The organism is Ensifer sp. LC11, from assembly GCF_001695835.1.
In the GTDB taxonomy this organism is placed as follows: Bacteria; Pseudomonadota; Alphaproteobacteria; order Rhizobiales; family Rhizobiaceae; genus Ensifer.
This window is the reverse complement of the sequence record NZ_MBSO01000019.1, coordinates 22,105-47,172: the sequence shown is the minus strand read 5'-3', so window position 1 is coordinate 47,172 and position 25,068 is coordinate 22,105. Positions and strand designations below refer to the sequence as shown.

At 62.6% G+C, this 25,068-nt stretch carries 27 protein-coding genes; 8 read left to right on the top strand and 19 right to left on the bottom strand.

Annotation, left to right across the window (positions count from 1 at the left end; genetic code table 11):
- The first annotated feature begins 132 nt into the window (after nucleotides 1–132).
- Nucleotides 133–1,023, top strand: a complete 891-nt coding sequence (locus BBX50_RS14875) for a LysR family transcriptional regulator (protein WP_065776105.1) — start codon at nucleotides 133–135, stop codon at nucleotides 1,021–1,023.
- A 12-nt stretch (nucleotides 1,024–1,035) separates the two neighbouring features.
- On the opposite strand, the gene tam is transcribed toward BBX50_RS14875, so the two are convergent.
- The 6 genes from tam to BBX50_RS14845 all read right to left on the bottom strand — a co-directional run bounded on the left by tam (nucleotide 1,036) and on the right by BBX50_RS14845 (nucleotide 5,694).
- Entirely contained in the window at nucleotides 1,036–1,806 is a 771-nt protein-coding gene (tam, locus tag BBX50_RS14870) for a trans-aconitate 2-methyltransferase (RefSeq protein WP_065776104.1), read from the bottom strand.
- Nucleotides 1,807–1,817: 11 nt separating this feature from the next.
- Complete coding sequence (locus BBX50_RS14865; RefSeq protein ID WP_065776103.1) at nucleotides 1,818–2,480, bottom strand: haloacid dehalogenase type II; 663 nt, start codon at nucleotides 2,478–2,480, stop codon at nucleotides 1,818–1,820.
- Nucleotides 2,481–2,669: 189 nt separating this feature from the next.
- Complete coding sequence (locus BBX50_RS14860; protein WP_065776102.1) at nucleotides 2,670–3,230, bottom strand: phosphatase; 561 nt, start codon at nucleotides 3,228–3,230, stop codon at nucleotides 2,670–2,672.
- A 108-nt stretch (nucleotides 3,231–3,338) separates the two neighbouring features.
- Entirely contained in the window at nucleotides 3,339–4,022 is a 684-nt protein-coding gene (locus BBX50_RS14855; RefSeq protein WP_065776101.1) for a YoaK family protein, read from the bottom strand.
- Between the two features lie 107 nt (nucleotides 4,023–4,129).
- Complete coding sequence (locus BBX50_RS14850; protein ID WP_065776100.1) at nucleotides 4,130–5,170, bottom strand: zinc-dependent alcohol dehydrogenase family protein; 1,041 nt, start codon at nucleotides 5,168–5,170, stop codon at nucleotides 4,130–4,132.
- Nucleotides 5,167–5,694 carry a GNAT family N-acetyltransferase gene (locus BBX50_RS14845; RefSeq protein WP_065776099.1) on the bottom strand — a complete coding sequence of 176 codons (528 nt, stop codon included), beginning with the start codon at nucleotides 5,692–5,694 and terminating at the stop codon, nucleotides 5,167–5,169. The genes BBX50_RS14850 and BBX50_RS14845 overlap by 4 nt, the downstream gene beginning before the upstream one ends.
- Before the next feature lie 153 nt (nucleotides 5,695–5,847).
- On the opposite strand from BBX50_RS14845, the gene BBX50_RS14840 reads away from it, so the two are divergent.
- Nucleotides 5,848–6,729 carry a branched-chain amino acid aminotransferase gene (locus BBX50_RS14840; protein ID WP_065776098.1) on the top strand — a complete coding sequence of 294 codons (882 nt, stop codon included), beginning with the start codon at nucleotides 5,848–5,850 and terminating at the stop codon, nucleotides 6,727–6,729.
- 94 nt (nucleotides 6,730–6,823) lie between these two features.
- On the opposite strand, the gene BBX50_RS14835 is transcribed toward BBX50_RS14840, so the two are convergent.
- The 3 genes from BBX50_RS14835 to BBX50_RS14825 all read right to left on the bottom strand — a co-directional run bounded on the left by BBX50_RS14835 (nucleotide 6,824) and on the right by BBX50_RS14825 (nucleotide 8,540).
- Entirely contained in the window at nucleotides 6,824–7,339 is a 516-nt protein-coding gene (locus tag BBX50_RS14835) for a hypothetical protein (protein WP_065776097.1), read from the bottom strand.
- Nucleotides 7,340–7,443: 104 nt separating this feature from the next.
- On the bottom strand, nucleotides 7,444–8,094 hold the full coding sequence (locus BBX50_RS14830) for a TetR/AcrR family transcriptional regulator (RefSeq protein WP_065776096.1): 651 nt from the start codon (nucleotides 8,092–8,094) through the stop codon (nucleotides 7,444–7,446).
- A gap of 107 nt (nucleotides 8,095–8,201) precedes the next feature.
- Nucleotides 8,202–8,540 carry a hypothetical protein gene (locus BBX50_RS14825; RefSeq protein ID WP_065776158.1) on the bottom strand — a complete coding sequence of 113 codons (339 nt, stop codon included), beginning with the start codon at nucleotides 8,538–8,540 and terminating at the stop codon, nucleotides 8,202–8,204.
- A 218-nt stretch (nucleotides 8,541–8,758) separates the two neighbouring features.
- Here BBX50_RS14825 and BBX50_RS14820 point away from each other — a divergent pair, with 218 nt between their 5' ends.
- Nucleotides 8,759–9,361 carry a superoxide dismutase gene (locus tag BBX50_RS14820; RefSeq protein ID WP_060516240.1) on the top strand — a complete coding sequence of 201 codons (603 nt, stop codon included), beginning with the start codon at nucleotides 8,759–8,761 and terminating at the stop codon, nucleotides 9,359–9,361.
- Between the two features lie 77 nt (nucleotides 9,362–9,438).
- On the opposite strand, the gene BBX50_RS14815 is transcribed toward BBX50_RS14820, so the two are convergent.
- Nucleotides 9,439–10,134: a YafY family protein gene (locus BBX50_RS14815; protein WP_065776157.1), complete on the bottom strand. Its 696-nt coding sequence runs from the start codon at nucleotides 10,132–10,134 to the stop codon at nucleotides 9,439–9,441.
- A 131-nt stretch (nucleotides 10,135–10,265) separates the two neighbouring features.
- Between BBX50_RS14815 and BBX50_RS14810 the strand changes: the two genes are divergently transcribed.
- The 4 genes from BBX50_RS14810 (at nucleotide 10,266) to BBX50_RS14795 (ending at nucleotide 13,325) form a co-directional block, all read left to right on the top strand.
- The gene (locus BBX50_RS14810) at nucleotides 10,266–10,901 is read left to right on the top strand and encodes a LysE family translocator (protein ID WP_065776095.1); all 636 of its coding nucleotides are present in this window, start codon (nucleotides 10,266–10,268) and stop codon (nucleotides 10,899–10,901) included.
- Nucleotides 10,902–11,133: 232 nt separating this feature from the next.
- Nucleotides 11,134–11,580: a cytochrome c gene (locus BBX50_RS14805; RefSeq protein ID WP_065776094.1), complete on the top strand. Its 447-nt coding sequence runs from the start codon at nucleotides 11,134–11,136 to the stop codon at nucleotides 11,578–11,580.
- 96 nt (nucleotides 11,581–11,676) lie between these two features.
- Nucleotides 11,677–12,591 (top strand): cytochrome c, encoded by a 915-nt coding sequence (locus BBX50_RS14800; protein ID WP_065776093.1) that lies wholly within the window; start codon nucleotides 11,677–11,679, stop codon nucleotides 12,589–12,591.
- 59 nt (nucleotides 12,592–12,650) lie between these two features.
- Nucleotides 12,651–13,325, top strand: a complete 675-nt coding sequence (locus BBX50_RS14795; protein ID WP_065776092.1) for a nitroreductase family protein — start codon at nucleotides 12,651–12,653, stop codon at nucleotides 13,323–13,325.
- A gap of 53 nt (nucleotides 13,326–13,378) precedes the next feature.
- Here BBX50_RS14795 and BBX50_RS14790 read toward each other — a convergent pair whose 3' ends face one another.
- The 7 genes from BBX50_RS14790 to BBX50_RS14755 form a co-directional block, all read right to left on the bottom strand.
- Nucleotides 13,379–13,960, bottom strand: a complete 582-nt coding sequence (locus tag BBX50_RS14790) for a DJ-1/PfpI family protein (RefSeq protein WP_065776091.1) — start codon at nucleotides 13,958–13,960, stop codon at nucleotides 13,379–13,381.
- Nucleotides 13,961–13,970: 10 nt separating this feature from the next.
- Complete coding sequence (locus BBX50_RS14785) at nucleotides 13,971–14,474, bottom strand: GNAT family N-acetyltransferase (RefSeq protein WP_065776090.1); 504 nt, start codon at nucleotides 14,472–14,474, stop codon at nucleotides 13,971–13,973.
- 214 nt (nucleotides 14,475–14,688) lie between these two features.
- Nucleotides 14,689–15,102 (bottom strand): helix-turn-helix domain-containing protein, encoded by a 414-nt coding sequence (locus BBX50_RS14780; protein ID WP_065776089.1) that lies wholly within the window; start codon nucleotides 15,100–15,102, stop codon nucleotides 14,689–14,691.
- Between the two features lie 268 nt (nucleotides 15,103–15,370).
- The gene (locus BBX50_RS14770) at nucleotides 15,371–15,838 is read right to left on the bottom strand and encodes a hypothetical protein (RefSeq protein WP_065776087.1); all 468 of its coding nucleotides are present in this window, start codon (nucleotides 15,836–15,838) and stop codon (nucleotides 15,371–15,373) included.
- A gap of 104 nt (nucleotides 15,839–15,942) precedes the next feature.
- Nucleotides 15,943–18,276, bottom strand: a complete 2,334-nt coding sequence (locus BBX50_RS14765) for a glucose/quinate/shikimate family membrane-bound PQQ-dependent dehydrogenase (protein ID WP_065776086.1) — start codon at nucleotides 18,274–18,276, stop codon at nucleotides 15,943–15,945.
- A 407-nt stretch (nucleotides 18,277–18,683) separates the two neighbouring features.
- Nucleotides 18,684–20,189, bottom strand: a complete 1,506-nt coding sequence (locus BBX50_RS14760) for a protein adenylyltransferase SelO (protein WP_065776156.1) — start codon at nucleotides 20,187–20,189, stop codon at nucleotides 18,684–18,686.
- A 154-nt stretch (nucleotides 20,190–20,343) separates the two neighbouring features.
- Nucleotides 20,344–21,300, bottom strand: a complete 957-nt coding sequence (locus tag BBX50_RS14755) for a homocysteine S-methyltransferase family protein (protein WP_065776085.1) — start codon at nucleotides 21,298–21,300, stop codon at nucleotides 20,344–20,346.
- 240 nt (nucleotides 21,301–21,540) lie between these two features.
- On the opposite strand from BBX50_RS14755, the gene BBX50_RS14750 reads away from it, so the two are divergent.
- Nucleotides 21,541–22,158 (top strand): TetR/AcrR family transcriptional regulator, encoded by a 618-nt coding sequence (locus BBX50_RS14750; protein ID WP_065776084.1) that lies wholly within the window; start codon nucleotides 21,541–21,543, stop codon nucleotides 22,156–22,158.
- A 47-nt stretch (nucleotides 22,159–22,205) separates the two neighbouring features.
- Here the strand turns inward: BBX50_RS14750 and BBX50_RS14745 are convergent, their stop codons facing one another.
- Together BBX50_RS14745 and BBX50_RS14740 are read right to left on the bottom strand one after the other, a co-directional pair.
- Nucleotides 22,206–22,724, bottom strand: a complete 519-nt coding sequence (locus tag BBX50_RS14745) for a DUF1697 domain-containing protein (RefSeq protein ID WP_065776083.1) — start codon at nucleotides 22,722–22,724, stop codon at nucleotides 22,206–22,208.
- Nucleotides 22,725–22,852: 128 nt separating this feature from the next.
- Nucleotides 22,853–24,961 carry a S9 family peptidase gene (locus BBX50_RS14740; RefSeq protein ID WP_065776082.1) on the bottom strand — a complete coding sequence of 703 codons (2,109 nt, stop codon included), beginning with the start codon at nucleotides 24,959–24,961 and terminating at the stop codon, nucleotides 22,853–22,855.
- Between the last annotated feature and the right edge of the window lie 107 nt (nucleotides 24,962–25,068).

Here is a 25,068-nt window from a genome sequence, read left to right as displayed (position 1 = left end):
CCCGCCCGGCTGGGAGGAACCGGGCGCGTTGGTGGTTGAGGAAGTCGAGCGGAATATGAGGCTTGGCACTCTATAGGAGAATACGCATAATCGGACAAAGGATCATGAATTGAATTCAAAGGATGGTGCCGCATGGACAATCGGGCGGGTGAAATGGAGGTCTTCGTTGCCGTTTCGGAGACCCGCAGCTTCTCCGCCGCTGCGCGGCGGTTGAAGCTGTCGCCATCGGCGGTCAGCAAGCTGGTCACCCGCATCGAGGATCGGCTCGGCACGCGGCTCGTCGTGCGCTCGACCCGGACGTTGCAATTGACACCGGAGGGGGAGGTCTATCTCCAGCGGGCTCAGCGGATCCTTGCCGAAATCGTCGAAACGGAACAACTGGTGGCCGCCGGCGGCCGCACGGTGCCGCGCGGGCTCTTGCGGGTGAACGCCGCGGTCGGCTTCGGCGAGCGCTACATCATGCCGCTCGCACCGGAGTTCCTGGCACGCTATCCGGAGGTGCGGCTCGATCTGACGCTTACCGACAGCATGATCGATGTCGTCGGCGAGCGCGCCGACGTGGCGATCCGCACCGGACCGTTGCGGGATTCATCTTTGAAGGCGCGCAAGCTGATGGAGAGCCGTCCGGTGGTGATCGCTTCGCCCGCCTATCTTGAAAAGCATGGCGTCCCCCAGACGCCCGACGATCTCGACGGCCATAACTGCATCCGCTTCAACTTCCGCCGCAGCGTCGACGAATGGGCGTTCCGTATGCCGGACCAGTCTTCGGAACTCCGTTCCGTGTTCGGCAACATGCAGGTATCGAGCGGCTCGATCGTCCGCCAGCTTTGCCTGGCCGGCGTCGGCATTGGTCGTATCGGACGGTTCCACGTCGAGCCGGACTTCGACGCCGGCACACTTGTGCCGCTGTTGGAGGACTATCGCTCGGGCGAGATCGAGACCGTCTACGCCGTCTATGCCGGCCACGAACATCTCGCCGCCCGCATCCGCGCCTTCATCGATTTCCTGGCCGAGCGTATGTAGCCGGCAGAGGCGTTACGCCTTCACCGCCACGAGGAAGAATCTCGGGAAGCGCAGCAGTACCTTGCCATCGCCCATGGCCGGATAGGCGGAACGGATCCGGTCGGTATAGGCTGCGAGATAGGCATCCCGTCGCGCTTCCGGCAAGGCGTCGAGATAAGGACGCAAACCCGTCCCCTTCACCCATTCGACGATCGCCTCGGCATTGGCAAGCCTGTGATAGTAGATCGTATGCCAGACCTCGATGTTTGCGGCCTGCGGAGCGAGGCATTCGACGTAGGTCGCCGGCGCCGTCAGAGGAGCGCGGCGAATGGTCTTGCCGGCAAAAGCATCGGCGAAGGCCGGACTGCGCGCGACGTCCTCCATCAGAAGATGCGTTGGCTCGTCGGGGTTGTCGGGCATCTGGACGGCGAGCGTGCCGCCTGCGGCAAGGGCAGTCATCAACCGTTCGAAGATGGCGAGATGATTGGGAAGCCACTGGAATACGGCGTTCGCGTAAAACAGCGAAGCGCCATTGGGTGGGCTCCAGTTTGCGAGATCGGCCCTTTCGAACGTGATGCCTGGCAGCCGCTTGGCCGCGGCGACGAGCATGTTTTCATCGCTGTCCAGACCGGAAAGCGTGGCCCAGGGAAACCGGTCGCGGATGAGTTCGGTGGAATTTCCCGGGCCGCAACCGAGGTCGAATGCAATGCCTTCGGGGAGCTCGGGGACTTGGGCGAGGAGGTCTCGGGCGGGTCGTGTGCGTTCATCTTCGAATTTGAGATATTGCGCTGGCGACCAGACCATGGGGAAATCCTTCAGATACCGAATTGCAGGCTTTCGAGAGAGGGCAGGATCAGGGCCGGTCCGTGATCGCGATACTCGTCGGGCATGTCGGCCCGGTTGATCCAGACTGTGCGGAAACCGAACTTCGTCGCTCCGGCGATATCCCAGCGGTTCGACGACTGGAACGAGACGGCATGCGGATAAAGCCGGTAGCTGGTGGTGACGAGGTCGTAGACTGCAGGTGCCGCCTTGAAGGCCTTGACTGCGTCGACCGAGAAGACGTCGTCGATGACGATGTCGAGCGCGGCATTGCGGACCGCCGAGGCCAGCATGGCTGGGGAGCCATTGGAGAGGATGGCGATCCGCGCGCCACGCTCTTTGAGCCCCTTCAGGACCGCCGGTACTTCAGGGTAGCAATCGAGCGTCCAATAGGCGTCGAGCAAGCGCTTGCGAAGCTTTGGGTCGGCCGACGGAAAACGCGCGAACGCATAGTCGAGCGACTGTTCGGTCAACTGCCAGAAATCCTGATAGCTGCCCATCAGCGAGCGCACCCAGGAATATTCGAGCTGCTTGGCGCGCCAGAGTTCGGAAAAGGCTTGCCCGTCCGGGCCGATCTCCTGCGCGTGGCGCCTGACGGCTGCGTGCACGTCAAAGAGCGTGCCATAGGCGTCAAACACATAGGCCGCGTGGGACATCTTTTCCTCCCGTCTTTTGTCCTCGGCGCCGTCGGAGACGTCAACATCATCCCGTCAAAGGCCACCCGAAAACAAAGGCTTACAGCATCATGCCCGCTCGAGCATCGAACTGTCTCCGTTCTTTCCTGAGATCATGTCAAATCTTTGTGCAATGCACAACGGGTGGCGGCACCGTCGCATGTACTTGCCTCAACTTTTGGCCGGTTTCCAAACCTTGGCCGGGAAGCGCAGCGCCTGCTTTGAGAGTTTGCCCTTGAGGCCAAGGGCCGTGTCACAAAGGTTGACCACATGACGGTTCGGCTTGGCCTCGGGGCGCAATGCATGGAGTGCTGCGGCCGCCTCTTCCGGCGGCATGTAGCGCGCAAGGACGCCGAGAGTGAGCGCCGTCGCGCGGCCGATGCCCCTTAGGCAGTGCACAAGGAGATGCGCGTCTTCCGGCAAGCGATCGACAAAGGCGAAGACCGCATCGATCGTATCCGGGCGCGCCGCATCCGGCTCGTCCGGATCGGTTGTGTCGCCGAAATAGAGTTCCAGATGCCGTTCCGGCGGCAGCTCGATCATCGACAAGAGCCGGCTGCCGGGCGCGCGGATCGAGATCAGATGCGTCGGCGCCCAGAGCGCCCGGTTGTGCCGCGCTTCTGTCTGCGAGCTGACGATTGCCCGGATCGGCCAGCCGGATGGATGCACCGGATTGGCATTGAGAACGGGATGGTAGAGTTCATCCGCGGTGACGGCTGCCGCAAGCGCCATGACAGGACCTCGCTCGTGATTCTTCTTTGCGGATTTTGCCCTGAAACCTGGCCGGGCTTAAGGGCAAAATCTTGGGAAAAGCGAAAAGCTGCCGCCGGTGCTGCTGGCTCAGCCCGGATTGATGTAGCGCTTCGACCAGCGGGACGGCACGAGAATGGTGGCAAGCGCGAGCCCGGCACTGAGCGCGAAGGACGCCCAGAGCGATGCCGCGCCGAAGTGGCGCTGCAGCACCGCGCCGGCGACCGCGCCCGAAAACATGCCGAGCCAGGGCACGATCTGCACCAGCCATTGGCGGTTCCTGTTTCCAAGCAACCAGCGGCCGAGGCCGCGGCCGAAGCGCGAAAGCGCGCCAGTGACATAGGTGAGCCCGATCGGCAGGCCCTCGATATGCTCGACAGCCGCGTTGACCAGGCCCATTGAAAGCACGATGCCGTAAAAGTAGCAGGGCGGCGGCATCCAGGCGCCAAAGCCGGCGCAGGTCATCAGCACGAGACTGACAGTCGTGAGGACGCCGACGACGCCACGGCGCGCAGCCACGATTACGCCGAGTGCATTGCCGACGATGAAGGCCACCAGTGCCCCGAGCAATATCAGCGCGCCGGCAAAATTGCCGTCGCCGAGCGCAATCGCTGCTCGGGTCGTATTGCCGCTCATGAAGGAGACGAAATCGCCGATGCTGAGCAGCCCGATGGCGTCAGTCATGCCGGCGAGAAAGGAGATCGTCGCGGCAACCGCCAGCGCCGTTCCCGTGCGCTGACGCCTGATCAGTTTTCGTCGTCGTCCAATCGTCATATGCCTGGCCCTCGATCTGGAGCAAGGCTAACGCATGGGGCCGGTGAGTCGGAACGGGCAATGACGGCGTCCTCCGTCAACCATGCGTGCCGCTCCATCGCGGCGCTTCAGAAGCGCGTGATGACGCTGATGCCGAGGTCGGTCGCACGGTCCATGGAGGTCAATGCAGGGATTGCCTCGGCAAGCGAGATCTCCCGCCCGATCAGCTCCTGTGGCTTCAGCTTGCCGTCGGTGATCATCGTCAGCATGGCGTCATAGCGCCAGGCCTGCATGCCGTGGCTGCCGTAGATTTCGAGCTCGTGGCCGATCACCTGCGCCATCGGGATCTGTGGTGTCGCCTGGTCGCCGAGCATCAGCCCGACCTGAACGTGGCGGCCGCGCCGCCTGAGGTTCTTGATGGAGTTGAAGCAGGTCACCGGATTGCCGAGCGCGTCGATCGAGACATGGGCACCGCCGCCGGTAATGTCCTTGACGGCCGCGGCCACATCATCAACCTTTCGGCCGTTGATCGCCGCGACCGCGCCGAGTTTCCGAGCAAATGCAAGCTTGTCCTCAGCGATGTCGATCGCGATCGGCTGGGCGCCGAGTGCGGCCGCGATCATGATCGCCGAAAGCCCGACGCCGCCGCAGCCGTGCACCGCCACCCATTCGCCGCCCTTCACCTTCGCCTGGTCGGCGACGGCCCGGAACGAGGTGGCGAAGCGGCAGCCGAGGCTTGCGGCTGTGGTGAAGTCCATGCTTTCGGGCAAATGCACGAGGTTCTGGTCGGCAAAGTCGAGCGCCACATATTCGGCAAACGAGCCCCAATGGGTAAAACCCGGCTGGAATTGCGCCTCGCAGACCTGCTGGTTGCCCGAGCGGCACTCGCCGCAGCGGCCGCAGCCGGAAACGAAGGGCACGGTCACCCGGTCGCCGACCTTGTAGCGCATGACGCCGCGGCCAGTGGCGGTAATCACGCCAGCGAGTTCGTGGCCCGGCACATGCGGCAGGCGGATATCGGCGTCATGGCCCATCCAGCCATGCCAGTCGGACCGGCAAAGCCCCGTCGCCTCGACCTTGATGACCACGCCGTTTTCCGTCGGGGTCGGATCGGCAAGCGTGCGGATTTCCGGTGTCTTCTCGAAGGCGTCGTAATACATCGCTCTCATCGGGGTGCTCCTTGAGATGCAGGCGGGGCGCGACCGTCGATGTGCCGCGCCATGAGAAATTCATCGACCTCTTCGTCGCCATCGAGCAGGCCGCCCGGGACGTGGCCGATTTTGTAGAAACCTTCACGCTCATAAAAGCGGATAGCCGCGTCGTTGTCGGCACGGACGACAAGTTCGAGCAGTCGGGTGCCGGTCGATCGGGCGTGATCCGTCAGGTGGGTGAGAAGCTGGCGCGCCACGCCGGACCCGCGTGCCTCGTCGCGTACATAGACCATGATGATCGTGGCGCGATGCGCCAGCCGGCTGGCGCGCTCGCGCATCAGTCCCATGATCCCCAGTGGCTGGTCGCCTTCGAACGCGACAAAAACGGCATTGGCGGTCAATCTCGCACGCCACTCCTCCGGCGAAAGCCGCTCCCAGTCGGCCGCCGTCGAAGCAAAGGCCTGCGGCTCACGGTTGAGCGCCTCCAGCCTGATGCTGCGGAAGATGTCGACGTCATCAGGATCGAGATGTTTGATACGCACGGCTGCTCCCTTTCTGTCTGCGCGAGACTAAGCGAGAGACAGCGCCGGTGCCAGAATGGCCGCCATGACATTTTTTGATATACCCATTCACCACGATGCTGTTTTTTCGGGTTATGCCGAATGCTGAGAACAAAAAACCTGAAGGAGACGCCGATGGCCGTCGATACATCCCCCCGCTCAGTGACCTGGACCTATGTCGATGGCGAATGGCTCTCAGGCAACCCGCCACTGATCGGCCCGACTTCGCACGCGATGTGGCTAGGTTCGACGGTGTTTGACGGCGCCCGTGTCTTCGACGGCGTTGCACCCGATCTCGATCTTCATTGCCAGCGCGTCAATCGCTCGGCGATGGCGCTCGGCCTGAAGCCGACGATGACGGCCGAAGAGATCGAAACGCTGACCTGGGAAGGCGCCAAGAAGTTTGACGGCAAGACCGCGCTCTATGTGAAGCCGATGTATTGGGCCGAGCATGGTGCTGCCGGCGTCGTCGCCATCGATCCGGAATCGACACGCTTTGCGCTGTGCCTGTTCGAGGCGCCGATGGGCAACGGCCATGGCGGCTCGTCGCTGACGCTCTCGCCTTTCCGCCGGCCGACGCTGGAATCAATGCCGACCGATGCCAAGGCCGGTTGCCTCTACCCGAACAACGCGCGCATCCTGACTGAGGCCCGCTCGCGCGGTTTCGACAATGCGCTGGTGCGCGACATGCTCGGCAACATTGCCGAGACCGGCTCTTCCAACGTCTTCCTGGTGAAGGACGGCGTCGTCTACACACCGGCCGCCAACCGCACTTTCCTCGCCGGCATCACCCGCTTCCGCGTGATGTCGCTGCTGCGCGAAGCCGGTTTCGAAGTGGTGGAGGCGACGCTCACGATGGCCGAGTTCGAGGCTGCCGACGAGATTTTCACCACGGGCAACTATTCCAAGGTGCTGCCGGTCACCCGGCTCGAAAGCCGCGACCTGCAGGCAGGCCCGGTCGCCGCCAAGGCGCGCGATCTCTACATGGACTGGGCGCACGCGGCGCGCGATATCTGAAACGCCCCTCAAGCGAAAACACCGAGCGCAGGTATCCTACGCTCGGGGTCTCCGGCAATTGCGTTGAGGTCGCGCGCCAGTTGCTTTTCCGCAATCAGCGGGGAAGGGGAGCGCGCGCCCTGGCGGCTGCGCGCTTGTGGATCAGATAGGTCTGGACCGAGACACCCGACAGGAAGATCACCAACCAGACGAGCAGTGTCGTCTGCACGATCGGCGATTCCGGACCGCTTGCGAGCGGCTGCGAGACCGGAAGCCGGCTCAGGGTTTCGTTGATCCCCGGTACCATCAGCAGGAAATAGGTGAAGGAAAAGCCAAGCGTCGTCAGATAGGGTTTGAGGCGACCGAAGACGTTGAGCCGCGTAGCGGCCAGGCTTCCGGCAATCACCAGCAGCGTGACGATGCCAAGCGCGTGCCCTTCGTTGAAGCCGCCGGTGCTCGACAGCCCCGCGGATGTCAAGACGGCGAGGACGAGAGTGGCGAGATAGATCTTGCCGGAACGCGTCGCCGGAGCGATCGCGCCGTAGCGGGCAAAGCCATAGAGACCCGCAACAACAGGCGCCAGGCTGACGGCCGTATGAATGATACCGAGCGTGGAAAGCGGATTTGCCATTGTCTTGTCCTTTCAATTGTATCGACCGACTAGTTGGTCGACTCCGGTTCAAAAAAGAGATGCGCTGGTTTCTGCCGGCGCATCGTGTTTGTCGATGATCAGTTTTATGGCCCGCGCGCGCCGCCTGCCGTTACCGTGGGAACAGCCTGCGATTCTGCCGGGCTTTGGTCGCCGGTCGCGGCGGTCAGCAATTGATCCACTGCTCGGCGGGCGATAGCCGAAAACACTGCTGGATCGGAGCCGGCAACGCGTGCGGCCAGCATGGCGCCGTGGACGGACGCCATCAAGCACTCGGCCGTTACCGCTGTCCCTTGCTCGGCTTTGAGCCGGCCCTTGGCGACGCCATCTTCAATGACCGCGCCAAGCCAGCTCGAAAGGTCGGCGAAATGGCCGCGTACCTGCTGGACGACGGCGTCGGGTAGGGAGGGTATCTCCGAAGCGAGCAGGGCACCGATACAGAACGGCATGTCCTGCCGGCGGATGCAGTCCTCCCAAAAGCCGATATAGGCTTCGAGCCGGGCAACCGGATCGATAACAGCCGTAAACAGACCCTCGACGTGGCGGCGATTGTTCTTGCGGTAACGGGCAAGCACCGCGGCCGCCAGGTCCGCCTTGGTCGGGAAGTGGTGATGGATCGTCGCCTTGCCGACACCCACTTCGGGCGCGATGTCGGCATAGCTGAAGGCGTTATAGCCCCGCGACACCATGAGGCGTTCGGCCGCGTCCAGGATCTTTTCGTAGGTATCGCTCACCATGAGCTTTCTCTACCAACTGGTCGGTTGAAGCTCAAGCGACTGGCGGCATCCTAGTGGCTCGCGTGCAAGCCAAAACCCACGCAGCGTGTCCGCCCCCTGAGCCTTGCTCACTTGGCCTTTGCTGGCGCCGTGACGGTCACCGTCTCCACGGTCAATTCGCCGCCGAGCTCGACGGTCTTCTTCTGCTTGTCGAAGACGCAGATCTGGGTAACGGCGGTGTCGGCTCCCTTGGGGGTGCCAGTCACGAGCGCGAGGCCGAAGCTTTCGGAGCCGAATGGATCGACGACGGCGCTTGCCTTTTCGAGCGAGGTGGCCGCCGCAAGGCACTTTTGCGAAACCTCCGCCCGGAAGCTCTCCCATGCGTCGCCGGAGGAGGCGGCGGCACTGGAGGCAGCGAGCGCGGCTGCGGCGGAGAGGGCTAAGGCGGGGATCAGGCGCGATGGCATGGACAGTCCTTTATGCATGGTTGCAGCGGTCGGCAGGCTGCAAGCAAACCGCGGCATGAATGTGCTCGAAAGTGTCATGCTTTCAAAATGATGTTGAAAGTATATTCCGTGGGTTGAGGAAAAATTGGCATTGCATCGGTTGCCTCCATGGGGGCCGGTGCCTATGTTCCCGCTCACGGATTTCCTGACGAAATTCCATGCCAAGAGGAGATGCCCACATGGCTTTCGAATTGCCGAACCTTCCCTATGACTACGATGCACTGGCGCCCTACATGTCGCGCGAGACGCTCGAATACCACCACGACAAGCATCACCTGGCTTACGTGACCAACGGCAACAAGCTTGCCGAAGAAGCCGGCCTCTCCGACCTGTCGCTCGAAGAAGTCGTCAAGAAGTCCTACGGCACCAACCAGCCGCTGTTCAACAATGCCGGCCAGCACTACAACCACATCCACTTCTGGAAGTGGATGAAGAAGGGCGGCGGCGGCACCAGCCTGCCGGCCAAGCTTGACGCGGCCATCAAGTCCGATCTCGGCGGCTACGACAAGTTCCGCGCCGACTTCATCGCCGCCGGCACCGGCCAGTTCGGCTCGGGTTGGGCCTGGCTCTCGGTCAAGAACGGCAAGCTTGAAATCTCCAAGACCCCGAACGGCGAAAACCCGCTCGTTCACGGTGCTTCGCCGATCCTCGGCGTCGATGTGTGGGAACACTCCTATTACATCGACTACCGCAATGCCCGCCCGAAGTACCTCGAGGCCTTCGTCGACAGCCTGATCAACTGGGACTACGTGCTCGAAATGTACGAAGCGGCTTCCAAGTAAGTCGCCTTCGACAGTGCACGTTATCAGACCCGGCGCTTGCGCCGGGTCTTTTCGTTCGTCGGTCTTTGCGTGGCGCGTCAGGTGGGCGTCGGCGGCGTCTGCCAGCCACTGACCCAGAGTTCGCGGAGGCGGTTCCCTTCGCCCGGGAAGTACGCGTCGGCCGCTTCGCAATGTTCGACGCGATCGGCGCGGAAGTTGCGGATCGCCTGGCGCAATTCGCACCAGGCGACGATGTTGGCGGTTTCCGAATAGTAGATCAGCGCCACCGGCCGGATCATCCTTTCCGTCGCCCGGCCAAGTTCGTCGCGATAGTCGAGCGCAAGTTTCTGTTCGTCTCGGATGGCACGGCGCACCAGTGCAAGGTCGATGCCGGCGGGCGAGGGGGCAACAGTGCCCCAGACATGCAGCGCCTGGGAACGAAAGGCGAGCCTGAGCGGCTCGGGCACCGCGGCAGTGATCTTCTTGTTGACGCGGCCGGCTGCCGCCTTCAGCTCCTCGTCGCCGGTGCGCGACAGCAGCGCCAGCGCCACGGCGATCGCCTCCGTCTCTTCGATCGAAAACATCAGCGGCGGCAGGTCGAAACCGGGCCTGAGGATATAGCCGATGCCGCGGCCGCCCTCGATCGGCACCCGCATCGCCTGAAGTGCTGCGATATCGCGGTAGATCGAGCGCACGGTTACCTCCAGCGTCTCGCCCATTTGGGCCGCTGTCACCGGCTTCCTGGCAAGCCTGAGGATCTGGATGATCTCGAAAAGTCGCGACGCCTTGCGCATCGAAAACTCCACCTGTCGCCAACGCTCCTGACAATACCTTGTCAGTTGCGCGGATTTATACCATCAGCCAACGAATTGAAAAAACAGCAATTCGTCCAGGAACCCATGAAATCGAACGACGGACAACTGACATGACCTATACGGAAAATCTCTGGCTCTTCTTCACGCTGCTTTTCGGCATCATCATCGTGCCCGGCATGGATATGGTATTCGTCCTGGCGAACTCGCTGACCGGCGGTCGCGCCTCCGGTCTGTCGGCGACGGCCGGCATCATGGCGGGCGGTGTGCTGCACACGCTCTACGCCGCGCTCGGCGTCAGTGTCATCCTGCATCTGGTGCCTGGTCTCTTCAATGTGCTGCTCGTCGCCGGTGCCGCCTATATCGCCTGGATCGGCTTTTCGCTCGTCAGGAGCTCCATCACCATTGGCGGCATCGAAGGCTCAGGGCGGCTCTCGCGCTGGGCAAGCTTCCGGCAAGGGGCGCTGACGAGCCTGATGAATCCCAAGGCCTATCTCTTCATGCTGGCGGTCTATCCGCAGTTCCTCAAGCCGCAGTTCGGGCCGATCTGGTCCCAGGCGCTGGTCATGGCTGCGATGATCGCGACGACGCAACTCGCCGTCTATGGCGGCCTGGCACTTGCCGCCGGCCGCGGTCGTGATTTTCTGGTGGGCAGTCCCGGGGCGACGGTGTGGATCGGTCGCGCCGCCGGGGTCGTGCTCGTTCTCGTCGCGGCCTTCACAGTTTGGCAGGGCTGGGCAATGACGTGATGCCGCCGGGCAGTTGTTTAAAGTATAAACATGAGTTAAATAGTCATATTATTAAGTCGATCAGCTGAAATCCAGGAATTGCGGCGATCAACGGAAATTCCTCTGTCGTAACAAGCACATCAAAAAAATGTTACTTCCGTCGAATACTCAAGATGACATCATGCCGGCGCATTGGACATGAAGGCCAGCCAGGCGGATTCGCCAAATAGATTTCATTGACCGGGAGATCCTGATGAAAATACGCGCACTCATGTTGGCTGCCGCTCTTGCGGGCCTGGGTGTTACTGCCGTGACGGCAGCCGACGAGCCGCAGGTGGTTCGCCAGCAGACGATGAAGAAGGTGGGTGGAGCGACTGGCGCTCTCGCCGGTATCGCCAAGGGCGAGAAACCCTATGACGCAGAGGTGGTCAAAGCATCACTGACCACGATCAGCGATGCGATGAAGACCTTCCCCGACCACTTCCCGACCGGCTCGGAAACGGGACATGAGACCGAAGCGAGCCCGAAGATCTGGGAGAACATGGACGACTTCAAGGCCAAGGCGGCCAAGCTTGGCACCGATGCCGCGACGGTCCTCGCGCAGCTTCCCGCTGACCAGGCCGCTGTCGGCGCTGCGCTTGGTGGCATCGGCAAGGATTGCGGTAGCTGTCATGAGAGCTATCGCCTGAAGAAAAATTGACGGGCGGGGATAGCGCTTCCTGATGAATTGAGGGGGCACGCGACGTCAGCCGCGTGCCCTATCCGCATTGAAGGCCAAGACGCGGCAGGGGAAACAATGGGTCGTCGGACGAGAAAGTTCATTTCGGGTCTTCTGGTGCTGGGTGTCGTCGGTGGCGCGGCGTTCTGGTGGCTGACGAAGCCGGCGCCCTGGAGTGCGTCGCACTGGGAAGGGCTCGGGGCGCCCGACCTTGCCAACGGTGAACAGGTGTTCTGGGCCGGTGGCTGCGTCAGCTGTCATTCGAAGAAGGGCGCCGAAGGCGATGCTCGCCTCGTGCTATCCGGCGGCGCACCGCTGAAGAGCCCCTTCGGCACCTTCCATGCTCCGAACATCTCACCTGACGAGACCGCTGGTATTGGCGGCTGGACGCTTGCCGAGTTCGGCAACGCGATGACCCGCGGCGTGGGGCGCAATGGCGAACACCTCTATCCGTCCTTTCCCTACGGTTCCTATTCCCGGCTGACCGCGAAGGACGTCAACGATCTCTGGGGTTACATGAAGACCCTGCCGAAGAGCGCCGACGTGGCGCCCCCGCATGAACTGCCGTTCCCCTACAACATCCGCATGGCGCTCGGCGGCTGGAAACTGCTGTTTCTCACGGACAAGCCTCGTGTTGCCGTGGACGTCAACGATCCGAAGCTTGCGCGCGGTCAGTATCTCGTCGAGGGACCAGGGCACTGCGGCGAATGCCACACGCCCAGAAATGCGATCGGCGGCTTCGAACCGGATCAATGGCTTGCCGGCGCGCCGAACCCGGAGGGCGAGGGCCGCATCCCTGATATTACCCCTGGCTCCAAGAGCATCAGCGGTTGGAGCGCGTCTGATATCGCTTCTTATCTGGAAACCGGCTTCACGCCGGAATTTGATTCCGTCGGCGGCTCCATGGTCGAAGTGCAGAAAAACATGGCGAAACTGACGCCCGCCGACCGCGAGGCGATCGCCGCCTATCTGAAGGCGATCCCGGCGCTCTGACGCTTGATCTTCGCTGCAAGGCGCGGTCAAACTCGCTCCCGCAACGAGGAGGAGACTGAATGCGCCCACATCAAACCGCACCCTATGACCAGTGGATCGAACGCAGCCCCGAGGAGATGGCTGCGCGCGCCAACGCGTTTTATGAAGAGGTCAACCGACGTCGTACAACGCGCTATTTCAGCGACCGGGCAGTGCCGCGTGAAGTGATCGAGGCATGCCTGATGGCGGCTGGAACCGCACCCAGCGGGGCCAACCATCAGCCTTGGCATTTCGCCGTCATCGAGAGCGCTCAGATCAAGGCCGAGGTGCGGCGCGCGGCGGAGGAAGAAGAGCGCGTCTTCTACCGGGAGAAGGCACCGCAGGAGTGGCTCGATGCGCTGGCGCCGCTCGGCACCGACGAGGACAAGCCCTTCCTTGAGACCGCGCCCTATCTCATCGTCGTCTTCTCGCAAAAGCGCGGTGGCCCCAATCCGGGCGACCTGAAGAAGAACTACTACATCAACGAAAGCGTCGGCATCGCCACCGGTATCCTGATCACCGCGCTGCATCACGCCGGGCTTGCGACGCTTACCCATACGCCAGCACCGATGAACTTCCTCAACGAGATCTGCGGCCGGCCTGATAGCGAAAAGCCGTTCCTGATCCTGGTGGTTGGTTATCCTGCGCCGGATGCGACTGTGCCTGTGGCGGGCAAGGTCAAGAAGCCGCTCGATCAGATTTCGAGCTGGCTCTGAAGCCGTTTCGGGAAATGTGAGAGGATCGCCAGCCGGCAGTTCGGCGGGCCTTCTTATCCGGCGCTCGCCGCGGCTTCATGCTCTCGTCCGTAGAGGGCGAGAAAGCCGTCGAGTTCCGGTGAGCCGAGGCCAAGGCCGCGCAGGATCTCGCCGGCGAAACTGATCGGCGCAGTGCCGGCGGCCGTCACGACATGGCCGCTGCGCAGCGCCTGCGGTTGGTTGCAATAGTGAGTTTGCCCACGATAGCCGCGGAGCGGCGCAAGGCTGTCGGCGCCATTGCCGGTGTGGTCGATGCGATCGAGAACACCGCTTGCGGCCAGCGCACTGACCCCGCCGCAAATGGCTGCAACGAGCCGCCTGTCGCGGTCGAAGGCGCGGATCGTGGCGGAGAGATCGGGAGCCTCATCCGTCTCCCAGATCGAGCCGCCTGAGATCACCAGCCCGTCGAAACCCGCAGGATCGAGCGCGTCGATCGACAGATGCGCCGAAACGTCGAGGCCGCCCATCGACGTCACCCGTGCGCCATCGGCGGTCGCGACGTCGATCTCGACGCCGAGATGGGTGCGCGCCGCCGCCATCAACAGCGCGCATTCCCAATCGGCGAAACCTTCGTAAAGCACGATCGCAAGGCGCATCGTTTCATCCTCACCCAAGTTTCTGCATATAGCGCATGCCGGTGACCGGACGAGGTACGAAGCGCTCGGATTCGTAGAAATGATGCGCCTGGAAGTTGCCCGTGGCGGCACTCACGGAAAGATAGTCGCAGCCGGCCATCTTCGCCTGCTCGCGCGCCTTGGCGACGAGATGGCGGCCAATGCCGGTGCCGCGGCTCTCCGTACGCACGAAGAGATGATGCAGTTCCATGCCGCGCGCACCTTCGGCAGCCCTGTAGATCGGTACCAGGATCGCGTAGCCGATCAGCCGGTTTCCGGCCTCGGCGACGAGCGCGGTGATCCAGGGCGTGCGGCCGAAGAGGTCGCGCTCAAGCTGTTCCGGCGTGATCGCTGCGGCGTCGCCGTGATGAGCGGACAGCTCGGCGATCATGTCGCGCAGTTCCGGCAGGTCACGCGGTTTGGCGCAGCGGATGGTGACCATCGGCGGTCGGGTTGCCGGTGTCGAATGAAGGGTCGGGATGGCGGTCTGTAGCATGTCTGGGCTCCTCGGGTTTTCTCGCCATCAGGAGCCGGAAAAACAAAAGCCGCCTGATGGCGGCCTTGTTGAATACGATCAGCAGGCCGCTCCTATCGGAACAGCCAAAAATACGCGCGGCAAATGGGTGCGTTCTTGATCATGGGCGCTAGATTGTTCGTTTTCGCCATTTTGTCAACGGGGAATTTTGCGCGCGTGGTCGAAGCCGGCCGCCTCAGTGCTCGCTGTCGCACATCGAGTGATCGGCCAGCGCCCGGATGACATAACAGTCGCCGACGGTGTGATTGCCGTCGCAGGCAACGATCCGTTCGAGTTCCTGTTCCAGTTTCCTCAGCCTGGCAATCTTCTCGCGCACGGTCGTCAGATGCTCACTGGCAATCCGGTCCGCCTCGCCGCAGGGGCGCTCCGGATGCTGGCTGAGCGCGAGCAGGTCGCGGATCGATTCGATCGACAGGCCGAGGTCGCGTGCATGGCGGATGAAAGTCAGCCGCTCAAGTTCGCGTTTCTCGTATCGCCGCTGATTGCCTTCAGAGCGCTCGGGCGCTGCGATCAGCCCCATCTGCTCGTAGTAGCGGATCGTCGGTATTTTCACGCCGGTGCGGCGGGAGAGATCACCGATGGAATACATGTATGCCTCAAACCTATAGCTTCTGGAGCAATAGGTAATGGCTTGCTGCCGGGTGTCAATGGTGGCGAAGAGGGGAAGGCCCGATCGCCTTTCCCAAGTGCACGCGAATGACGCTCCGCTTCAATTCCTGCTTTTTCTACGCGCGCCCATCGACGGGGCCTGGAAAGGAAAGCAGCACCTCGCCGAAGAGGTCACTTTCCTCCAGTTGCGGCGTGTGTACGCTCTTGTCGAAGATACTCACAGTTAGATCCGCGAAATCCGCGCGATATCAGGCGATATCGCTGTCGCTATTGGCGATGTCGGCGGCGGCATCATCGCGCTGCTTCTCAACGCCCATCGCCCGCTCGATCGCCTTGCGGATTTCCTCCTCGACGGCCTTCCGCTGTTCGGGATCCATCGCCTTCAGGTCCTCTTCGCTGAGGCCGAGCGATTCGAGGATCTGGGCTCGGATCTGCTCCGCCAGGCTCATCTTCGCGCGTTTCAGGAACTCGTCACTGACCGAATTGCCGGATGGGGCCGCTCCCTCCTTGTCGGTGATCGAGGCGGTGCCTGTTTCTTCACGGGTCGCCGTGGCCCACAAGGCGTTGGAGAGTGCATTGGACGTTGAAGGTGGTGCGATGGTGGGAGCAAGGCGTGGGCGCGCGTCGCTGCCGCTTTCCTCGATCGGGGCAACCGTCCCGGCCTGGGCGCGGCGCTGCGAGAAATAGTAGCTCGAGATGCTGTTGTCGATCTTCATGGGAATCCCCCGGAATCTTTCGTCCGGGGGAGGCTGCTTTCGTGGGCTTGCGTGGAGCTTGCTTTTGCAACCTTCTAGCGAGAATTAGGGATGCCTCTCGCGCTTCAGGGCAGGGTGTAGGCGATGATGTAGTCGCCGGGTCTGGTTCCGACCGAGCCGTGGCCGCCGGCGACGATCAGCACATGTTGCTTGTCGCCGACCGCGTAGCTCATCGGGGTCGACTGACCGCCGGCGGGCAGGCGTGCTTCCCAGAGTTGGCGGCCGGTCGTCAGATCATAGGCGCGCAGATAATCGTCGACCGCGGCTCCAAGGAAGGCGACGCCTCCCTTTGTGATCATCGGCCCACCGATCCCAGGTACGCCTACCTTGAATGGCAGCGGCAGCGGCGTCATGTCCTCGACCGTTCCATTCTTGTGCTTGTACGCGATCTTGCCGGTTCGAAGATCGGCGCCGGCAACGTAACCCCAGGGCGGCGCCTGGCAAGGGATGCCGAGTGGTCCGAGGAAGGGACCCATAAAGACACCATAGGGCGCACCGTCATTGCGGTTGAGACCCTGCTCGGAGCCTTTTTCGTCCTGCCCCTTCGGCGGGATCTGGTCGCGAGGTACGAGACGCGAGGTGAAGGCAAGGTAGGTCGGCATGCCGAACATGACCTGCCTTTCCGGATCGATCGCGACCGAGCCCCAGTTGAACGTGCCGAAATTGCCGGGATAGACGAGCGTGCCTTCGAGCGACGGCGGCGTATAGCGGCCCTCGTACTTCAGCGAGCGAAAGGCGATGCGGCAGGCAAGCTGGTCAAAAAGCGTGATGCCCCACATGTTCTTCTCCTGCAGCGGTGCAGGCATGAAGGTAAGGTCCGAAACCGGTTGCGTCGGCGCGGTGAAATCCTCCGGGATCGCTCCACCCGGCGCCTTGACTTCCTCGATCGGGATGAGTGGTTCGCCACTGCGCCGATCAAGCACATAGATGTCGCCCTGCTTCGTCGGCCCGACGAGCGCTGGCACGACAGTGCCGTCCTCCCTGGTGATGTCGAGAAGTGCGGGCTGTGCCGGCACGTCCATGTCCCAGAGATCGTGGTGCACGGTCTGCTGGACCCAGCGCACCGCGCCTGAGTTGATGTCGAGCGCGACGATCGAGGACGAATACTTCTCGACGTGTTCGCTGCGGCCCATGCCCAGCTGGTCGGGAACCTGGTTGCCCATGGGTATGTAGACGAGGCCAAGGCCCTCGTCATAGCTGAACACCGACCAGCTGTTCGGCGAGTTGGTGGTGTAGGTCTGGCCCTGGGGGAGCGGCGTCGTCACGTCAGGATTGCCGCTGTCCCAGTTCCAGATCAGCGCGCCGCTATTGACGTCGAAGGCGCGGATGACGCCCGACTGTTCCTGGGTGGAGTAGTTGTCGTTGACCGCACCGCCGATGATGAGCTTGCCGGCGGCGGCCACCGGCGGTGATGTCGAATAGTAGTAGCCGGCCGGGTTGTACTTCATACCCGCTTCGAGATGCAGCACGCCGTTGTCGGCAAAGCCGGTGCAGACGGAGCCTGTTGCCGCATCCAGCGCGATCAGCCGCGCATCCGATGTCGGCAGGTAAACCCGCTCGGCGCAGGGGCTGCCCGCAGCGGCTGCCGGGTCGGCCCAATAGGTAACGCCCCGGCAGGTCTGGTGCTGCCGGTCGGGGTTCATGCCCGAATTGGAATCATACTTCCATTTCTCCTCGCCGGTCGCCGCATCCAGCGCGATCGCCCAGTTGTGCGGCGTGCAGGCATAGAGCGTGTCTTTGATCTTGAGCGGCGTTACCTGGTAGGTCGTTTCGCCAACGTCGTCCGGCCGCTTGACGTCGCCGGTCTGATACTGCCAGGCAACCCTCAGATTGGCGACGTTGTCAGGAGTGATCTGGTCGAGGGGCGAATAGCGCTGACCAAAGGGCGTGCGCCCGTATTGGTGCCATTCACCTGGTGGTACCGAGCCGCCAAGGGGAGGCTTGGCGGCAACGATACCGTTTGGCAGGTCGCCGCGGATATCGTGCGGATCCTGCGTCATCGCGTAGCCGGCGACGCCGACCGAAACCAGAACTGCAAACGCCAGCGGCCAGGCGCTCGCAGCATAGCGCTCGCCCGTCGGGCTTTCGAAGCCGAGCGGCCGGCGGACGGCCGGCAACAGCAGCCAGAGCCCCAGCAGCACGATGATGCCGCCGCGCGGGCCGAGTTGCCACCAGTCGAACCCGACCTCCGAGATCGCCCAGCCAAGCGAGCCGACAATGATCAGCACATAGAGCCAGATCGCGACCGATTTCCGCATGAACAGAAGTGCGGCCGTCAGCAGGAAGCCGATGCCGGTGACCAGATAGTAGGGGCTGCCACCAAGCATCACGAGCTTGGCGCCACCGCCGCCAAGCACCAGGCCGATGAGAGCAAAGGCGATAGCCGTCAGAATGAGCATGCTGGAAACTCCCGCAAGAACGGTGCCGCGGCACGGTTTTTTCATTGCGGCGGCCCTTGGGCCAGGGCCGCGTGAGACAGGTGGAATTCTGGTTTGGTGGTCGCGAGCCGTGCCGCGGCTACCCGGTCAGGGAGGCGCATAGCGCCTGTCCTGCTTGCACCTAACGCGCGGCGCCTGCCTTTCAATAGCCACAATTCCGCAATGCGGAAATTTTAGAAGGCCGCAATGAGTTTGTGCTCAAGCGGTGGCGGGAAACTTGCTTCGCGCTCTTGCGCGGGCCGCGCCCGAGATATCCGGGCAGGGCGAACCCTGCGCCCAGACACGCAAAAACAAAGAGATGGAGCGATCCGGTGAATCTGCCTGGCAACAGAATTCCGCATGCGCCTGACGGCAACATGCTGGGCTCTTCACGTTCCGCAGAAGGTTCGCTGGACTTCTTCTTGCGGTTTTGGTGGGGCTTGGTAAGCGGAAAACTGGAGCTGGTCGTCAAAGGGTTTTGCCGTGACGTCGAGCAACGCCTCAAACAGCGAGAAATCCGCGTCATCGGTCGCAGCGGCGATGGCCTGTTCGATCCGGTGGTTGCGTGGGATATAGGCGGGATTGACGGCCTTCATGGCCGTCGCCCGCTCTTCGGGATCCCTCTTTTCGCGGGCGAGCCGTTGGCGCCAGTCGTGAAGCCATGGCCCGATCGCCTCGGACCCGGTAAACGACGAGCTGAACACGGCATCCTCGGCCGGATCACGCGCACTGTCGCACAGCCGACGGAAGGTGAGGGTGAAGTCGGCTTCGCCTTTGTGCATCGCCGTCAACAGCGCTTGCACCAGATCGAGATCGCCGTCCTCGCTTGTCGAAAGTCCGATCTTGGCCCGCATGCCGTCGAGCCAATGGCGTTGGAAAATCGCGCCATACTCGCCGAGTGCATCGTTTGCGAGTTCGACCGCGGTGCCCTCATCGTCGTCGAACAGCGGCACCAGCGTTTCTGCCAGGCGCGCAAGGTTCCATTGGCCGATGGCCGGCTGGCTTGCATAGGCGTAGCGGCCGACCTGGTCGATCGAGGAAAAGACCTTCCTGGGATCATAGGCGTCCATGAAGGCGCAAGGTCCGAAGTCGATCGTCTCGCCAGAGATTGTCATGTTGTCGGTGTTCATCACGCCATGGATGAAGCCGACATGGAGCCAGCGTGCAATCAGTTCCGCCTGGCGCGCCGTCACCGCCTTGTAGAAGGCGAGATAAGGTCGTTCATCGCCCTTGATCTCCGGGTAGTGACGGTCGATCGCATAGTCGGCGAGCACCTTCACCGAGGCCATGTCACCGCGCGCGGCGAAGAACTGGAAGGTGCCGACACGGATATGGCTTGCCGCAACGCGGGTAACGATGGCGCCGGGCAGGATCTGCTCGCGGTAGACGGGTTGGCCGGTGACGACGGCTGCAAGCGCCCGCGTCGTTGGGATGCCGAGCGCGAACATCGCCTCACTGACGATGTACTCGCGCAGCACCGGCCCCAGCGCTGCACGCCCGTCGCCGCGCCGCGAGAATGGCGTCTGGCCGGGCCCCTTCAACTGTATGTCTCGACGCCGCCCGTTGCGATCGACGACTTCGCCAAGCAGGATCGCCCGGCCGTCGCCGAGCTGTGGCACGAAGGTGCCGAACTGGTGGCCGGCATAGGCCATGGCGAGTGGATCGGCGCCTTCAGGAACGCGGTTCCCGGAGAAGATCTGCGCGCCCTCGCGCTCGAGCGCGGCGAGGTCGAGCCCGAGTTCCTCGGCCAATGGCCCGTTGAGCTTGATCAGCCAGGGTTCGGCGACCGGGGTCGGCGCGACGCGCGCGAAGAACTGCTGCGGCAGTCGTGCATAACTGTTGTCGAAGCTGAAGACCTCGACATTTCCGGTCGATGAGGGGGGGACGTAGTTCATGGCAGAGCGGTCAACGGCCTTTGCCTGGATGATCCGGCGGCCGTCCTTTCGGCCCAAGTCTACACGAGCGCGGCAGCTTTCGCGAGGGCGTCAAGACGTGCGGCGCCCTCCCGCGATTGCTCGCGAGAGGGCCGGGAGGGCGAGGCCGCGTGCCTCAGGCGCTTAGCGCCGTCGGTGGAAGGCAGGCCTCGCAGATTGCCGCGATATGCCGATGGTCGGTGCCGCAGCAGCCGCCAAGGATGCGCAATCGTGGCAAATGCGTCGTCAGGGTTCGATAGCGCTGCCCGAGGTCGGCGGGATCACCGGCGTCGAGCGTTTCGCTGTCATCAAGCTCGGCATGGCTCATCCTCGAGGCATTGGCCCGGATACCGGCGATGCGTTGGGCCCAGGCGCTGCCGGCGTCCAGGCTCGTCTCGAAATGATCAGGATGGGCGCAGTTGATCATGTAGTAGTGCGGATAGCCGCCGGTCGCCGCATCGACAGTCTCGATCGCGACCTGAAGTGTCCGGCCGTCTGGGAGCCGGCCGTTGGTTTCCACCGTGAAGGCAATCGAGCAGGGCATGCCATGGCTCTGGGCCGCCCGGACAATCCCGGTCGCCTCGTCGATGCTGGTCAGTGTGTAGGCGCCGACGATATCGGCGTCGCTGGCGGCAAAGGAGGAAATCTGCGGCGCATGATAATCCTCGGCCTCCTCGGCACTCATGCGGCCCAGGCGGTAGCCGTCGCCGCGCGGTCCGATGGCGCCACTGAGGATGATCGGCGCTTGCGGACGTTCGTATTCGGCGCGCAGTTCCGCGAGCATGTAGATGGCGTTCTGGTTGGCCTCGGTGAGGGCGGCACTATCATAGCCGAGCTTCACGCCCCAGTCGGCGCTGGCGCGCCAAGTGGGCGTGTCGAGCACGAAGCCGGTGGCGTGTTGCTGCGCGATCGCCAGGTAGCGCCTGTAGTAGTCGAGCAAGCGCCGCCGTCCGTCCGCCGTCGCAAGCAACACGAAGGCGGCGAAATGCGGAAGAGCGATGCCCTCATGAAAAATCAGCGTCGTTTCGATGCCACCGTCACTCAGGAACAGTCCACCCTTCAAGAGCGGCAGGTTGCGTCTGTATTTGGCCATATCGGTCTCCACCCGGTTCAGTCTTGCTGATGGGGCCCGGGGACGCCTCCTTTCCCGCAGAACCAAGTAAATTTCTGCCTTATTAACATCTTCTAAACTAGGCGACTTGCGGTATACTATTGCTAATACACCAAATTACTGCCGTAAAATCAGTGACTTACTGTTTGGCTTCCGTCACGGCGCTGCAGGCTGACTGTCACGTTGCTCCTGGAAACCGCACCAATGGTAGGGAAGCGGCTAATGCGAAAGGGTGAGGAAACGCGAGCGAGGATCCTCGACGCTGCGGAGGCGGCGGTGTTGGCGAAGGGTTTCGGTGCGACCTCGATCGATGAGCTGATCGCCGAGACCGGTATTACCAAGAGCGGATTCTTCTACCATTTTAGGGACAAGAACGAGCTCGCGCGGGCCTTGCTTGAACGCTACATCGAGAACGACGAGCGCATCTACGACGAGATCTTCGGCCGTGCGCATCAATTGGCCGATGACCCGCTGCAGGCCTTCTTGCTCGGCCTCAAGCTGCTGTCGGAAGTTCTGGGCGACCTGCCGAACGGCCACCCCGGCTGTCTGGTTGCTGTCATGTGCACCCAGGAGCGCGCGTTTGATCGCGAGATCCAGGAGATCAACCGGCAGGCGGCACTGATGTGGCGCCGGCGTTTCGGAGCGATGTTTGCGGAGATCATGCGTGTCTATCGGCCGCGTGAGCCGCTCGACATCGACCAACTCGCCGATATGGTTTCGACGGTGCTCGAAGGTGGCATCATCCTGTCGAAGGCGCTGAAGCAGCCGGAAAGCCTGCCGCAGCAACTGCTGGTGCTCCGGTCCTTCGTCCGCCTGCTGTTTCAGCCGGCAGCTGCCTAGTGCAATTCCAGGAAAAGGGCGAAGCGGTTTTCCCGTCCGCAGTTGCGTCAGCCTTCCATTTCAAGCGCTAAACTGGCGAGCTTGCGCACCGTGTTGAGATTGCGGGCGGTGCCCGGCTTCGCCGCCGGTAGCTTGAACTTCGACCGGCCGGAGCCGCTCGGGAAGTGGATGTAGATCTCGCTCCCGGCCAGTTGCACTTCTTCCCCGTCAGGCGCCACGAGCTTTTCGAGCGCATCGGCCGGCGCGGGCGCGCTCAGGAAGACGACATGCAGGAGGTTGGGCTTGGCTTCGGGGAAGGGCGCGCGATCGGCGATCGCCTGAAGTTCGGCGCCGGTCCGGATCATCACGCCCGGCGCCTTCCCGATTTTCTTCTCAAGGGCGCCGTCCAGCATCGCTGCTACTTCCGCCGAGGGCAGATCCGACCGGAACAGCACATTGCCGCTCTGGATGTAGGTCTTGACGTCGGCAAAGCCGAGCCCCTCGCAGATCGCCTTGAGGTCGGCCATGGCGAGCGGCGTCGTCCCGCCGACATTGACAGCGCGGAGCAGGGCGACATGGACGGGCATCACGAGACCTCCCAGATCACGATGATCTTGGGTCGGGTCGACCCAAAATCACGAGCGTGATCGATTCTAAAAAGCTGGAGCGGGATGCGGGCGGAAAGCCGCATACACGTTTCCTCATCCCGCTCTGATTACATCTTGCCGGCGACCTTGATCGCGAAGGCATATTCGAAGGCGATCTCTTCGAGCCGCTGGAAGCGCCCGGAAGCGCCGCCATGGCCGGCATCCATGTTGGTCTTCATCAGGATCGGTTCGCTGCCGGTGGTCTTTTCACGCAGCCTTGCGACCCATTTTGCCGGTTCCCAGTAGGTGACGCGCGGATCGGTCAGGCCGCCAAGCGCCAGGATCGCCGGGTAAGGCTTTGCGCCGACATTGTCATAGGGCGAGTAGCCGGCGATGATGTCGTAGAATTCGCGGCTCTCGATCGGATTGCCCCATTCCGGCCATTCCGGCGGGGTCAGCGGCAGCGTGTCGTCGAGCATGGTGTTCAGCACGTCGACGAAGGGAACGGCTGCGATGATGCCTGCGAATTTTTCCGGGGCCATGTTGGCAATTGCGCCCATCAGCATGCCACCGGCCGAGCCGCCCTCGGCGACGATCTTTGCGTAGGACGTGAACTTCTGTTGATTCAGATAGTCAGCGGCAGCGATGAAATCCTTGAAGGTATTGGTCTTCTTGGCCATCTTGCCGTCTTCGTACCAGGCAAAACCGCGATCCTTGCCGCCGCGGATATGGGCGATGGCATAGACGAAGCCCCGGTCGGCGAGCGACAGGCAATTGGTGTTGAAGCCGGCGGGAATGGTAATGCCGTAGGCGCCATAGCCATAGAGCAGGCACGGCGCCGAACCGTCGAGCGGCGTGTCCTTGCGATAAAGCAGGGTCACGGGAATTTCGGTGCCATCCCAGGAGGGGGCGAAAACACGTCGGGTGACGTAGTCATCGGGATTGTGGCCGGAGGGCACTTCCTGGGTCTTCAGCAGCGTGCGTTCGCGCGTGGCCATATTGTAGTCGAAAAGCTGCGACGGCGTCGTCATCGATGAATAGGAGAAGCGGATGACGTCGGTATCGTATTCGGCAGCGCCGGAAAGGCCGAGCGAATAGGCTTCCTCGGCAAAGGCGATCGCATGTTCCTCGCCGGTCTTGCGGTCACGGATGACGATCTCCGGCAAACCCTCGCGTCGCTGCAGCCAAATGAGATGACGGGCATAGGCCATATGGCTGAGGATCAGCGTGCCCGGCTTGTGCGGCACCACCTCACGCCAGTTTTCCTTGGCTGGCGCATCAACGGGTGCTTCGACGATCTTGAAATCCTTGGCGCCATCGGCGTTGGTCAGAATGTAGAAGACGTCGCCGCCTTCCGTCATCGAGTACTCCAGCCCGGTCACGCGCTCGGCGACGAGCTGCGGTTCTGCCATCAGGTCCTTGGTCGAGAGCAGCCGGTATTCGCTCGTCTCGTGATCGTGGATGTCGATATAGATGAAGTCGTCGAGCAGTGAACCGCCGACCGACATGAAGAAGCCCGGATCCGTCTCCTCGAACACCAGCCTGTCGTCCGCCTGTGCCGTGCCGAGGACATGATGGAAGATCTTCGACGGGCGATGATTGTCGTCGAGCACGGTATAGAAGAAACTCTTGCCGTCGGGCGCCCAGGCACCGCCGCCGCCGGTGTTCTCGATCACGTCGGCCAGGTCCTCCCCGGTGGCGAGGTCGCGGACCCTGAGCGTGAAGTACTCCGAACCCTTGTCGTCGTAGCCCCAGATGCCAAGGCCATGGTCGGTCGAATGGTCGAGGCCGGCGAGGCGGAAGTAGGCTTTGCCTTCCGCTTCCCTGTCGCCATCGAGCAGCAGTTGCCGGATCGTCTCGTCCTTGTGGTCGCCATCGCGCGGGATTCGGAAATAGCGCGGCTGCTCGCCACCGGTGACATAGGCATGGCCATAGGCGAAGCGACCGTCCTTGACCGGGATCGAGCTGTCGTCCTCCTTGATCCGGCCGCGCATCTCGGAAAACAGCGTCTTCTGCAGCGCCTTCGTGTCATCCATCGCCGCGTTCATGTAAGCGTTTTCGGCTTCCAGATGCAGGCGGATACCCGGGTCGAGGATCGAGGGATCACGGAACATGGCCTGCCAATTGTCCGCGCGCAGCCAGGCGTACTCGTCGGTGCGGGTGATGCCGTGGCGCGTGTCGCTCACCGGCTTCCTTGCGGCAACGGGAGCTTCGGGAAGGTTTTTGAATACGGACAAGATGCGTCTCCGGGATCGATGCGGTGGGAGACCATGAGATAGAGAGCCTGGTGATGGGGATCAAGCGCAAAGGAGCCGCCCGACGGGTGGGGTTCGCATTCGGGCGG